A 13158-nucleotide genomic window follows, 5' to 3' on the forward strand; every position below is an offset into this window, starting at 1 on the left:
TGATTATCATATTATTAATATAGTTAATTATATAGAGCGTTAATTAAATTATTTCCATATACCGCATACTTTAAGCATCTTCTTTGCGTTTGTCGATGGCTTCTTCCATGGTTTTATCGGTTAGATGCGCATAGATCTGAGTCGTATCGGAAGAGGCATGTCCCAGCTGTTCCTGTGTTTTGTAGAGATCATTCTGCAGGTAATAGTCCGTTGCAAAAGAATGCCGCAGCTTATGTACGCTCAAGAATGGCTTGCCAAAGCGTTTAGCATACTTAATCACCATTTCCTGGATTGCCCGTTTGGTCATGATCTTTCCTTCTTTTTGACCATTGGGAACGGTGAGGAAAAGAGCCTTTTCTTTCTTGGGACAGTTATAACGGGTTTCCCGGAGCTGCAAATAGCAGGCGAGATCATCGACCGCTTCCTGCCGGAAAAACACCCGTGTCTTGAATGAACCGTCGTTGTTCCCTTTACGGTACACGTAGACGGTTCTTTTTTTCATATCCAGATCATCGATCGTCAGATTTACGACTTCAGAAACACGCAGACCGGAATGCAGAATAAGACTAACGATGCATGCATCACGCGTTTTATTAAGCTCATAGGCATATAAGGCTTGTTTGTTCTTGGCGATATCCTGTTCATACCCGCTCCGAATATAATCGATAAAATCAAAAATCTCATTCTCTTGAAGTAATTTTCCCTCAAGTTTGCCCGCAAGGTCTTTAGCTTTATTCGTACGTTTAATCTCAATTTTGGCCATCACATTCCGCTTTAACAGCGGATAATAATGTTCATCTTCCGCAATTTGGCTCAAGTAATGAAAAAGTGAACGCAGCGACGAAATTTTGCGGTTGATGGTGATTTTAGTATTAGCCTGATCTTTCTTCGTAGCCAGAAAAGCCCTGTAGTGATCAACGCTTTCCATATGAAGCTTTTCTAGATCATCCAGGGGGATATGGGTCATCTTCTCCGCTTGGGTTAAACCCTCGGCCATAAGCCAGGACAAGAACATATCGTAATCCCGTACATATTCGAGCAGGGTAGAAGGAGAGAGGTCCGGTAGTTTATGGTTAATAAATTTTTCTATATACCAGGGCATAGCAGGTATTCTTTTATCGAGTTCTTCTCTGTCTTTTTGTTTTTGAATATTCATGTGCTGCACCTCAATATAGGGAACTGGATATACGTGAAAAGGAAAAGATAAATAATTAGCTACATAATAATTATTATGTAAACTATTTTTCGTATCTGCATGAATGCATTTCTATAAACCTGTATTCCTATTATAAACGAAACTGCGGGCGCAGGGCATTCTGTTTGCAGCAGCTGTATTTCGGTTATTGGAAAGTAGCTCTTGTAATGAAGATGCTGCTACAATAAGGAAAGCGGGGTCAATTCTATGGACTACCTGTATATGAGTATTAAATTAACTACCGGCTGTATATGAGTATTAAATTAACTACCGGTTTTATCGGCTTATGGGCCATAACACGACTCCTCGGCAAGAAAGAAATTTCTCAGTTAACGCCATTTGATTTTGTATCGGCTCTCCTGCTCAGTGAGCTTGTGGGTGATACCATCTATGATAAGGAAATTAAATATGTAGAGCTGCTGTATACGTTAGCATTCTGGACGGTACTTTCTCTCGTATTCGAAAAAGTTACCCAGCGTTACAAAAAACTCAGGAAAGCGCTTGAAGGCAAACCTGCCGTCGTGATTGAGAATAGAATTCTTCAGACGGACCGGCTGAAAACGACCCATTTGGACTTGGAACAGCTGCTAATGCTGCTGCGGGAGCAGGGCATATTTTCTATGCACGAGGTTGCCTATGCCATTTTTGAAAATAACAGTTCCATTAGTGTTCTTAAAAAATCTTCTTACGAATCCGTCGTTAGAGAGGACCTCAAGCTGCCTAAAGAACATGCCCAACTTCCGGTACCACTAGTAGAAGAGGGGAAGGTCAAGCACAAGGAGTTAGATAGAATAGGTCGGGATGAGGCTTGGCTTAGCGAGCGGCTTCGTTTGAACGGATACTATAAAATCAGTGAAGTTTTCTATGCGGAGTGGCACAACGAGTACGGCCTTTATGCGAGCGGATGGGGCAGATAAGGGGGAGTCACAATCAAATGAAATGTGTAGGTTTTGCACCAGTGATAGATAAGAACAGCTCTATACTTCTTCTGGGTTCGATGCCTGGAGAACAGTCATTAACGAAACAGCAGTACTATGGGAATCCGCGCAATGATTTCTGGAAGCTGCTGGCCGCTCTTTATGGAGCAGAAATTCCTGAACGTTATGAAGAGCGGATGGAATGGGTGAGCATCCGGGGAATTGCACTATGGGATGTGCTTGCTGCTTGTGAAAGAGCCGGGAGCTTGGATTCGAACATCCGGGAAGCGGCCAGTAACGATTTCGAGGAACTATTCTCACGATATCCCCGTATTAGAACTGTCTTATTTAACGGAGCGGCGGCCGAGAAGCTGTTTAATCGTTATACCTTGAATGCTGCGCAGCTTAAAGAAGACCGGACTTTTGTACGCCTGCCCTCATCCAGTCCCGCTAACGCAATTGGGTGGCAGCGGAAATTGGCAGCTTGGCAGGAACTCTGGCCAAACAGACCTGCTGATTTGGGATAAAGAAATGAACATGTATTGAAAGTCTGAAATTGAAAGTCTGAACAAAATACTGAAAAGGCCCGGAGGCTTTGACTAACGTCAAAATCTGCCGGGCTTTACTTGTTACTTTTTATAAAGAAGCGCGATAAATGGCTAATACATCTTCTCGGTCTAATCGTTTAAAGTTGCCGAATGGACCGTTAAAAAGCGTGCGATCTACCATCACATCGAAATTCTTGTCGTCGATCTTATAATCCGCAAGACGGCTTGGAGCGCCAATGGATGTCCAGAAGTCACGCAGGGCCTGAATGCCTTCTTCCGCCACCTGACGATCGCTCTTACCGGCCGGATCAATGTCGAACACATGAACAGCGAATTGTTTGAAGCGGCCGACATTCTCACCCAGCACATGGTTCATCCAATTAGGGAAGAGGATCGCCAGACCGCCTCCGTGCGGAATATCATATACCGCAGACACGGCATGCTCCAGATTGTGCGTAGCCCAGTCGCCTTTAATCCCCATTGCCAGCAAACCGTTAAGCGCCATGGTTCCACTATATAGGATGATTTCACGGTGCTCAAAATTCGTTGGATCTGCGATCAGCTTGGGGGCTGTAGAAATAACGGTCTTCAGAAGCGCTTCGGCAAGTCCATCCTGAACCGGTGCGTGCGGGGTATGATGGAAATATTGTTCCAGCACATGAGACATAATATCTACCATTCCATATACGGTCTGATCTTCAGGAACCGATGCCGTAAATTCCGGATCGAGAATCGAGAATTTCGGGAATGCGTAGGAAGATCCCCAGCCGAGCTTTTCCTGGGTGTCCCAGTTCGTAATAACCGAACCGGAATTCATTTCGGAGCCGGTAGCGGCTAAAGTAAGAACGGTGCCAAATGGCAGTGCATCCTCAGGCAAAGCCTTCCGCTTCACGAAGTCCCACATGCTGCCTTCATATTTGGCACCAACTGCTATTGCTTTGGTACAATCGATGACACTGCCGCCGCCTACTGCAAGGAGCACATCGATTTGCTGCGCTTTGCAGATTTCTACACCGCGTTCTACTGTACTGAGACGGGGATTAGGCTCTACGCCTGACAGCTCATGGATCTCGGCTTCCATTCCTTTCAGAAGCCCCGTAACCTGATCGTAGACGCCGTTACGCTTAATACTGCCACCGCCATAGACGAGCAGGACCTTATTGCCATATGCGGACAGTTCCTTAGGAAGCTGTTCCAGCTGACCGCGGCCAAAGATTAATTTAGTCGGATTATAAAATATAAAAGGATTCATTATTCTACTCCTTCTGACTATACGAATTGGCGATTCCGCCGGATTAGTTCCCTTCTATTGTAGCGCATGGATGCAGGGGGATTCCAGCAAACGCTTTGGTCGAAGGAGGCAACCGTATTACACAGCGGCCAGCTCTACATCAATATTGTTGCGGGTTGCCCGGGAATAAGGACATACTTGATGAGCTTCTTGCAGCAGCTCTTCGATTTGACTTTGCTCAAGACCTGGGACAGACAGCTGAAGTTTGGCTGCAAGTTGAAGACTGCCATCGTCATTTTTACCAATTGAAATTTCTGCTGTAAGCTTACCGTTATCTACCGGAATTCCTTTTTTCTTGGCTACCAGTTCAACGGCACTCAGGAAACAAGCGGAATAACCGGAAGCGAACAATTGTTCGGGGTTCGTTCCAGGGCCACCATCTCCACCCATTTCCTTTGGCATGCTGAGCTGCAAATCAAGTTTACCGTCTGGAGTAGCTACCCGTCCTTTGCGTCCATTTTCAGCAGTTGCACTTGTCGTATACATGGTTTTCATGAGAAAAACTCCTTCCGGATAAGGGATTTTGTTATAATAAGTCCTCTATTTCTTAAAGCAACGAAAGAATGTTGAAACTTACTGTCAAGGGCCAGCCAGCTGAGAGAGCAGGAAAATGCCCGAAACACGGAGTGGGGAACATGTGTTTGATTTTGGTTTATTTAGGGCTATATCGGATCTAGATGCCTGTCCTTGGCGATGAGACCAGCAATTGATATATAAGGTGTAAGGCATTACTGCAACAGTGTAATTTGCCGCCATACCCGATCAAGCGGGCGTGAGCAGCATTGACATGATGAGCGCCGGATAGGCGTAAGATAGAAGAGGCTTCCGGGCAAGATAAGAATCCGATACACAACAGCCTAAACATTTTGTTTCTTACTCGAACAGGAAGACTCTCTATAGTATTTCAGAAAGAGGGACAATTATGTACGGCAGTAGGATTATCACCTAGGCGGATGTGAGGAAACAAAGTGATCGTTATGTGCTCATATGGGTATAATTATTAATATAAGCTCATTTTGAATAAGCTCAGTTGAAGATTCTCCGGCCCCGCTCGCGATGGTTTGCACAAGAAGTAATTTCCAAGGGAAAAAGAGGGGTATTCTTTTTGCTATTTTGCTCGTATTCAGGCATAATGACACGTGGGACGCTTGATTCAGCACCCAAATCACAATTTTCTTTCGAATAGTATACTTAATATGAATGAATCAAGCAGGCACGGACGGGGGGCTGTTAAAATGGAACAACGCATAGGGGAGCGGTACGTGCTTTTTGAACCGGTTCATCCTTTAGCGGATGGCGTCATGTATGCAGGGAAAGACCTGTCTTTGCATCGGGATGTATTTCTTCTTATGGTTGAGAAAACTGGAGACGATTTTGCTTCGGATTATTTGCGCGTACTGGGACAAGCGGCGCAATTTTCGGACGAACGTTTTTTTCATATTCTAAATGCGGGTGTTACAGATCATCACTTGTATGCTGTACTTACCGCGCAGAAAGGAAATCCGCTGTTAGCGCGGCTTGGCCGCCACCAGATGAGAGGCAATGAGGTCTTAGCCGCTATCTTTGAACTGGGTAAAGGCATGCAGGAAGCCATGGAAGAGCAGATCTCGGGGTACTCCGTTACAGCAGAGAATATGTGGCTGACCGAGTATAACGGGCTTAAAGTGATGAATTACTGGTCACCGGGTAAGTTAGTCCAGCGTGGATCACTCGGATTGTGCACTTTGTTGTACCAGATATGCACACATTCGAGACAGGCGCCAAGCAATTTTGAGCAATATCAGTCGAATTTGATTCCGAGTCTGGATGGACTAACTTCCGCTCAGAAAGAGGCTTTCCTTGCTTTGGCAAGACGTGTCTTCAGAGAAGAAGTATCGCTTTCTTCGTTTACCTTTAACCTGCGGGAGATTATAGCGCTGGAGAAGAATGAGACGGCTCCGCCGAAGCAAGTATCATATACCGCCGCTCCTATCGTGGAGCGTGAAGCTTCAACGGCGAGGGAGGATGCGCCAAGCCGGGAGAATGTGCCTCCGCGCAGGAGCGCACCTGCCGCTCCGTATGCAGAGCCCGCACGTGAAGAAGCAGCGGCGGTTAGAACACGAAGCCCGCAGCAGAGGACTCCCGTAAAGGAGCGGGCGGAGGAGGATGTGCCCAAGAATCGGATTGCGCTGAGCCGGACGATTTGGGTGCTGGGAACAGCCGCAGTGCTTTTACTCGCCATTGCAGGCTTTATGTACCTCGGCCTGCCCGATGCGCCTGAGCAGCAGGCAGATCCGAATCCGGCGGCAACGCCTGCGCCTCCGGTTCCATCGCCTACAGTGAATACAACTTCACCGACACCGACCGCGACGCCAACTGAAGCAGTAGCGGGTGAGGTGCCGAATCTTGTCGGGTTATCACAGAGCGAAGCGGAGAAGCTCGCCGTTGAAGCAGGGATGAGATATAAATTTTTCCTGGAGCCAAACGAACAGGAAAAAGGAAAGGTCTTCAGACAGGAACCGGGTCCCAATACTCCGGCTGCCAAGGGAGACACGATAACCTTCTGGGTTAGCAAGGGTACTTAGTTCCCAGGACTGAAATCATAAGCGATCCGAAATATGATAATTTAACAACAACGGGCTGCCCTCTAGATCGAATTGATCTGGAGGGCAGCCCGTTTATTTTGTCCACTCTATAAGTGGCCCCGCAGCAAAGGATTTTACCCCTTCAAAAGACATATGAGTCCTTTCGGATTAAGTGGTAATCGATTACCATTATTGTAAAATAAGGTTAAATAGAGAAAGGACAGAGGCGAGTGGAAAAGGAATGGTCGGTATGGGGCAATGAACGCAATATCTTCAAATTGCTTACGCATTCAGAAGGATCCTCTGTCAATATGCTGGAGATCCTTTTGCAGGACAAACTATCTTTTCGTTTAATCGACCATCAAGTTATACCGGGTTCAGGGATACAACCAGATATTCAATCTGTCCTAAAGACTACAGAACCGGTCATCCGGCGTGTCAGTGCTTGGACCTACCGGAATGAACTTATTGCTTACCAGCAGCTGCTTGCTCCCGCAAATGTCGTGCTTGAATCTGAAGAACAGGATGGGGCCGGTGAGCCTCTGGAAAAACAAATTGATCATCTGGAAACTCAGAGGAAAATTGTCTACACCGGATTCGAATCCAGTCAGACTGCCTCGGGGTACTTGGATCCCATTAAGCTGCCTCAAGATCTGTATCCTGTTAAGGAGACGCATCTGATTTCCAGCGGCTCCGTATGTTTTGTACTCAAGGAGCTGTTCGATGCCGAATTGATTCTGCGTCAGATAAGATTGCAATTTCGCAAAGAAATTTTTATGTAAGATATTCTATCTTATAAGGAGAACCTGCAAATAAGGAGGACCTGCAAAAACCCGCTTATTCAGCGGGTTTTTTGTTGCTGTCAAAATTATTAACGGTATGAATTATCCGTGATAACTACCGGAGGGTTCGTTTAAAACCCACTCCAGCATCATCGTCATATCTTCTAATTTCTCGATTTGAATTGTAAGGACAGAATTCTCTTTATCCTTGTCAAGCTGCTGCTGAATAAATTGTTTCTGTTTAGTTAACTCCGTTAATTTCCTTCTCACTTGATCCGCCGTCCGCATGAATTTTACCTCCCATTCCTTCTTCTTGAATTCCATGATAACAAATTATTCGAATATGGCATAATACCAAAAGATCAGACTGTCGTTTAAAGACGAATAATCGCATATTTCATAGAAATTTTGCATAATAACTCGAAACCTCGTTTTGAAACTGGGTAAAATAAGGTATGATCATGTAGGGTTCTAATACTTGGATGTTCGGGAACACTAGTTTACGGAGGTTAGTCATCTTGGAAATTATGCAGCATATCTACTCCTTAATCCCTATACTGAACTTGCTGTTTGCCGCAGCTGTGGTTTTTTTGGAAAGAAAGAACCCCGGCGTAACTTGGGCCTGGGTAATGGTTCTCGTTTTTCTACCGGGCTTCGGATTTTTTCTCTACTTGGTTTTTGGTCAGAACCTGAGCCGCCGAAAAATCTACAAACTGAAAGAATTTAATCAAAAAGACATTGAAGCGATTATTGAAGGGCAGCGGCAAGGTTTCCGGGAAAGTGAAATTCAATATAAAGATCCGCTTATGGCGGATTATCAAGATTTGATTTATATGAATTTATCCAGCAGTGCCGCCGTCTACACGCAGGATAACGAAGTGGTTACCTATACCGACGGGGATCGTAAATTCAATGCTTTGCTAGATGCCATACGGAAAGCTACTAATCATATCCATCTCATGTATTACATCGTGAAGGACGATCGGCTGGGACAACGGATTCTTGAAGCGCTGACGGCCAAAGCAAGAGAGGGAGTTAAGGTACGATTCCTGTATGACGATATCGGGAGTGTCTGGCTGCCTAAATCTTTCTTTCGTCCGCTGGTTGAAGCGGGTGGCGAGGTAGCCGTCTTCTTCCCTTCGAAAATCCCTTACCTGAACTTCCGGTTCAATTACCGTAACCACAGGAAACTCGCAATCATAGACGGGGCAGTTGGCTTCATCGGGGGATTCAATATCGGGGACGAGTACTTGGGGCTTCTCCAGCGCTTTGGATACTGGCGTGACACTCATTTGAAAATTGAGGGAAGTGCGGTTCTCCAAATGCAGGCGCAGTTTTTTATGGATTGGAACCTTGCTTCGACAAACTCCGTTAAACCCGAAGCCCGCTATTATCCGCGTATTCCTTTCAACGGACATGTAGGGGTACAAATTGTATCCAGCGGTCCGGACAGTGAATTGGAGCAGATTCGCAACGGGTATCTCAAGATGATTTATGCAGCCAAAGAGAGCATCTATATCCAAACCCCTTATTTTATCCCGGATGAGAGTCTGATGACAGCTGTTAAAATGGCGGCCTTGGCGGGTGTGGACATCCGCATCATGATCCCTTCGGTTCCCGATCACAAAATGGTTTACTGGGCTACAACATCTTATCTGGGGGAACTGCTAAACCTGGGCGTGAAAGGATTCTTATACGAAAAAGGCTTCCTTCATGCAAAAACGATTGTTATTGACGGCAAAGTAGCTTCAATCGGAACAGCTAACGTTGATATCCGCAGTTTTAAGCTGAATTTTGAAGTGAATGCTTTTATTTACGATACGGAAACCGCTGCGCGGCAGAAGAAGATTTTCGAGAAAGACATGCTTGACTGCTCGGAATTCACACCCGCTATGTTCCGGAACCGCTCGCTGCCGGCCAGGTTTAAAGAATCGCTAGCCCGACTTATCTCTCCGATTCTATAGAACTGAAGACTATAGATCTGAAGTTACCGGATTTCTTGCTATACAGTGCGGCGACACGGTGACCGGGGAGCAAGAAGCCTTTTAATGGGATCACAAAATTAAAAAAGCCATCCGATTACCCACAAGATAGGGGAATAGATGGCTTTTTTGCTATGGAACGAATGTTATACATCAATGGGATTACCGGTTCTGTTCCTGGAAAGGACGCTCGAGAAGCAGCGGCCACCAATTAGCCCATCTTCGCGAAATCAATGTCCATGAATATGACTGTATACCATATCAAGATTAATCATTAAAAGCAAGGAGAATATGATTCGTCTATTGACAATCAAGTTCATCTCTTGTATGGTTAATTACATTAGCAACTAACCATGTAACCTGTAAGGATTGGAGGATACCTAATGGGCTTTATGATTGATGACAGCCGGCCGATTTTTGTGCAGATAGCGGAGAAAATAGAAGATGACATCATGGAGGAGCGGCTGCCGGAAGAAACACAAGTGCCATCAACCAATCAATTCGCCGCCTATTATCATATTAATCCTGCAACGGCGGCAAAAGGTGTAAATTTACTCGTTGATCAAGGTATTTTATACAAGAAGCGGGGGATCGGTATGTTTGTCGCAGAGGGTGCACGAACTGTTTTGATGGAGAAACGCAAGACTGAATTTTATGAGCAATATGTCATTACAATGATCAGAGAAGCGGAGAAGCTGGGCATTACAACCGATCAATTAACGGATATGATCCGCTCAGGAGGCAAACTATGATCAATCATGCTGTTGAGGTTAACCGTCTGACGAAGTCTTTTGACAATATAACGGCCGTCCAAGATGTAAGCTTCAAGCTAGAAAGTAATAAAATCTATGGGTTTCTTGGCAGAAACGGAGCGGGTAAGACGACGATCATGCAGATGCTCACATCCCAATCGTTTGCAACGTCCGGGGACGTAAAAATATTCGGCGAAGATCCATACGAGAACTACGATGTGCTTCGGCAAATATGTTTTATCAAAGAAAGCCAGAAATATCCGGATTCTTTCCGTATTAAAGATGTATTGAAAGTATCCCAGGAAATTTTCCCGAATTGGGATGAGGAGTATGCGCTGAAGCTTATCGAGGATTTCCAGCTTCCCTTGAACCGCACGATGAAAAAATTGTCACGGGGTATGCTATCGGCTGCCGGGATAGTTGTTGGGCTGGCCAGCCGTGCTCAATTAACGATCTTTGATGAACCTTATCTCGGACTTGATGCGGTTGCACGGGGGCTGTTCTACGATCTGCTGATTGAAGATTATGCGATGCATCCCCGAACGATTATTCTGTCTACCCATCTGATAGACGAAGTCAGCAAGCTGCTTGAGCATATCATCCTGATAGATAAGGGCCGGCTTTTATTGAATGAAGATGCGGATGCTTTGCGCGGACGCGCCTATACGGTTGTAGGAAGCACTTCTTCTGTCCAATCCTTTATTACCGGTAAAGAAGTCATACACCTCGAACCGTTCGTATCTATGCTCTCGGCTACTATAATGGGGGCGTTAAAGTCTGAGGAGAGGTCACTGGCGGCTGAAATGGGCCTGGAGGTATCTCCGGTATCGCTGCAGCAGCTGATTGTCCATATGACGAAATCTAACCTCGACGAAAGGGTGGGGAACGGAAGATGAGCAGAATTCAGGGGGCTTTGAATATCCATCTCAGGCAGATCACAGGGTGGGTATACGTTCCGTGGGGTATTCTATTCGCTAGTTTCTTGGTTAACTACACAATCAGTCTGGCGTTCACCAGCAAGACGGGTTTCTATACAGGCGGCATTTCTTCGATAGTTGTCTATATGTTTGTTGCAGGAATTATTGCGGTTACACAGACTTTTCCGTTTGCTTTAAACTTTAGTATCCGGAGGAAGGACTATCTTCTTGGCACGATTCTCATGATAAGTATTGCAAGTTTTATTACCTCTATCATTTTGATGCTTTTGTCCGGAATGGAGGTATGGACGAATTCGTGGGGGACCCAGCTGCACTTTTTTAATCTGCCCTATTTGAACGATGGTTCCCTGTTTCAGCAAATGATTTTATATTTCCTTATACTGATAAATTTGGGTATCCTCGGATTCGGTGTAGGAAGTATTTATCAGCGGTTTGGCGGTAAAGGAACTCTTCTCTTTTTTGCCGCCTTATTCATTCTAAGTTCACTCTTGGTTTTCATAATCTCACGCCAAGAACTCTGGATATCGTTATTTCAATGGCTGGCAAGTCATTCCGCTTTCGAAATAAGTTTAAGTACTATTCCTCTGACACTCGTCTATGCCATGATTACTTATTTATTGCTTCGCAGATCAGGTGTGCGTTAATAAGGTAACATATTATTTATTATGTAACTAACGATCCGTAATTCATTAGCATTAGCTATGGATGGGAGCTGGGTTAGTCCCTAATCAAATAAAGGCCCAAGCACTTAAGAGTGCTTGGGCCTTTTGAATTGGCAGACCTACTGGCTGCCGCTTGCAATTTCTTTCTCCGCGCTGTCTTCGATAATCATTTCCACCTTGCGGATGCGGTTCTTGCTGACTTCACGTACGATAAAGTGAAGTTCTTCATAAATATATTTTTTACCCATCTTAGGCTCGGTCATACGGCTGTAGAGCCAACCGCCCACGGTGTCAACTTCTTCGTCATCAAAATTCTTGCCCGTCAGGTCACTTAATTCATTCAGGGAAACTTTACCGTCGAGCAGGTAGCAGTTTTCATCAAGTTTCTCGATATCGATACGTTCGTCCGCATCGAATTCGTCCCGGATTTCTCCGACGATTTCTTCCAATATATCTTCGATGGTAATGATACCGGATGTTCCGCCATATTCGTCAACCAGTACGGCTATATGAACCCGTTCTGACTGCATTCTCTTGAGCAAAGACTTGACTGGCGTTACTTCTGACACCGTAAGAACCGGATGAACCAGCGTTCTGAAATCAAGTTCGCGATTAATCTCAAGTTCCAGGAAGAGCTGTTTGGTGTTAATCATGCCGACAATGTTATCTTTACTGTCTGTTGCGATCGGAAAACGGGTATATTGTTCTCTACGGATAATTTCCATGTTGTCTTGCAGGGATAGATTAGTGAACAAACAGATCATGTCTGTACGCGGAACCATAATTTCTTTGGCCAGCATTTCATCAAATGCGAAGATACGGCTTACATAACCATATTCGGTTTTGTTGATTTTACCGTTCTGGAAGCTCTCGGAGAGAATGATCTGAAGTTCTTCTTCCGAATGGGCGTCTTCGTGCTCTTTGGCAGGCTTCATTCCGAACAATTTAATAAGGGCATTCGCAGACCCGTTAAGGAGCCAGATGAACGGATACAAGATTTTATAGAACCAGATAATAGGCTTAGCAACCAGGAATGAGATGAATTCAGCTTTTTGAATCGCCCATGATTTAGGTGCAAGTTCGCCGACTACGACATGAAGATACGTCATCGAGACGAAAGCAACGGTATAGGAAATCAAATGACTGAGATCAGGACTGAGATTCCACTGATCGAAAAGAGGTGTCAGTATTTTCTCTACGGTTGGTTCACCGAGTGTACCGATACCCAGAGCGGTCATCGTAATACCAAGTTGACATGCGGATAAATAACCATCCAGGTTGCTCGTTACTTGCTGTACAGCTAACGCGTTCTTACGTCCTTCGAGAACCAATTGATCGACCCGGCTGCCCCTTATTCTAATGATGGCAAACTCTGTCGCAACGAAAAACGCGGTTAAAAAGATTAAAACGGCAACCAAGAAAAGATTTAACCCTATACTGCCCATACTTCATCGTCACAATCCTTTATGTATAAAATATAAGTTCTTATGAACTAATATAACGAACTTAGCGGAACCTGACAAACTC

General features: G+C 45.1%; 13 protein-coding genes. 8 read left to right on the forward strand and 5 right to left on the reverse strand.

Translation table 11 applies throughout. The features are described 5' to 3' along the window. Window positions 1-70: 70 nt before the first annotated feature. A complete protein-coding gene (gene xerS / locus AR333_RS14280) occupies window positions 71-1156 on the reverse strand; it encodes a tyrosine recombinase XerS (RefSeq protein ID WP_068776003.1) in 1086 nt (361 codons plus the stop codon). A gap of 290 nt (window positions 1157-1446) precedes the next feature. Between xerS and AR333_RS14285 the strand changes: the two genes are divergently transcribed. Beyond that, window positions 1447-2112, forward strand: a complete 666-nt coding sequence (locus tag AR333_RS14285; protein ID WP_253735843.1) for a DUF421 domain-containing protein — start codon at window positions 1447-1449, stop codon at window positions 2110-2112. A gap of 17 nt (window positions 2113-2129) precedes the next feature. After that, window positions 2130-2639: a DNA-deoxyinosine glycosylase gene (locus AR333_RS14290; protein ID WP_068776005.1), complete on the forward strand. Its 510-nt coding sequence runs from the start codon at window positions 2130-2132 to the stop codon at window positions 2637-2639. A 109-nt stretch (window positions 2640-2748) separates the two neighbouring features. Here AR333_RS14290 and AR333_RS14295 read toward each other — a convergent pair whose 3' ends face one another. Together AR333_RS14295 and AR333_RS14300 are read right to left on the reverse strand one after the other, a co-directional pair. Then, on the reverse strand, window positions 2749-3912 hold the full coding sequence (locus AR333_RS14295) for an iron-containing alcohol dehydrogenase (protein WP_068776006.1): 1164 nt from the start codon (window positions 3910-3912) through the stop codon (window positions 2749-2751). Between the two features lie 117 nt (window positions 3913-4029). Next, the gene (locus AR333_RS14300; protein WP_068776007.1) at window positions 4030-4446 is read right to left on the reverse strand and encodes an organic hydroperoxide resistance protein; all 417 of its coding nucleotides are present in this window, start codon (window positions 4444-4446) and stop codon (window positions 4030-4032) included. Window positions 4447-5186: 740 nt separating this feature from the next. Between AR333_RS14300 and AR333_RS14305 the strand changes: the two genes are divergently transcribed. Together AR333_RS14305 and AR333_RS14310 are read left to right on the forward strand one after the other, a co-directional pair. Then, on the forward strand, window positions 5187-6515 hold the full coding sequence (locus AR333_RS14305) for a Stk1 family PASTA domain-containing Ser/Thr kinase (protein ID WP_068776008.1): 1329 nt from the start codon (window positions 5187-5189) through the stop codon (window positions 6513-6515). 230 nt (window positions 6516-6745) lie between these two features. Continuing rightward, the gene (locus AR333_RS14310; RefSeq protein ID WP_068776009.1) at window positions 6746-7297 is read left to right on the forward strand and encodes a hypothetical protein; all 552 of its coding nucleotides are present in this window, start codon (window positions 6746-6748) and stop codon (window positions 7295-7297) included. 102 nt (window positions 7298-7399) lie between these two features. Here AR333_RS14310 and AR333_RS14315 read toward each other — a convergent pair whose 3' ends face one another. Beyond that, on the reverse strand, window positions 7400-7585 hold the full coding sequence (locus tag AR333_RS14315) for a hypothetical protein (protein ID WP_068776010.1): 186 nt from the start codon (window positions 7583-7585) through the stop codon (window positions 7400-7402). 239 nt (window positions 7586-7824) lie between these two features. On the opposite strand from AR333_RS14315, the gene cls reads away from it, so the two are divergent. From cls to AR333_RS14335, 4 genes are all read left to right on the forward strand, one after another. Then, a complete protein-coding gene (gene cls, locus AR333_RS14320; RefSeq protein WP_253735861.1) occupies window positions 7825-9261 on the forward strand; it encodes a cardiolipin synthase in 1437 nt (478 codons plus the stop codon). A 401-nt stretch (window positions 9262-9662) separates the two neighbouring features. Next, on the forward strand, window positions 9663-10031 hold the full coding sequence (locus AR333_RS14325) for a GntR family transcriptional regulator (protein WP_068776012.1): 369 nt from the start codon (window positions 9663-9665) through the stop codon (window positions 10029-10031). Further along, window positions 10028-10927, forward strand: coding sequence for an ABC transporter ATP-binding protein (locus tag AR333_RS14330; RefSeq protein WP_068776013.1), 900 nt, complete (start codon window positions 10028-10030; stop codon window positions 10925-10927). Before AR333_RS14325 ends, AR333_RS14330 begins: the two co-directional genes overlap by 4 nt. Beyond that, entirely contained in the window at window positions 10924-11613 is a 690-nt protein-coding gene (locus tag AR333_RS14335) for a hypothetical protein (protein ID WP_068776014.1), read from the forward strand. Before AR333_RS14330 ends, AR333_RS14335 begins: the two co-directional genes overlap by 4 nt. A gap of 137 nt (window positions 11614-11750) precedes the next feature. Here the strand turns inward: AR333_RS14335 and AR333_RS14340 are convergent, their stop codons facing one another. Then, window positions 11751-13076 carry a hemolysin family protein gene (locus AR333_RS14340; protein ID WP_068776015.1) on the reverse strand — a complete coding sequence of 442 codons (1326 nt, stop codon included), beginning with the start codon at window positions 13074-13076 and terminating at the stop codon, window positions 11751-11753. Window positions 13077-13158 lie beyond the last annotated feature (82 nt).

It is taken from the genome of Paenibacillus sp. FJAT-26967 (genome assembly GCF_001541095.1).
Taxonomy (GTDB): Bacteria; Bacillota; Bacilli; order Paenibacillales; family NBRC-103111; genus Paenibacillus_F.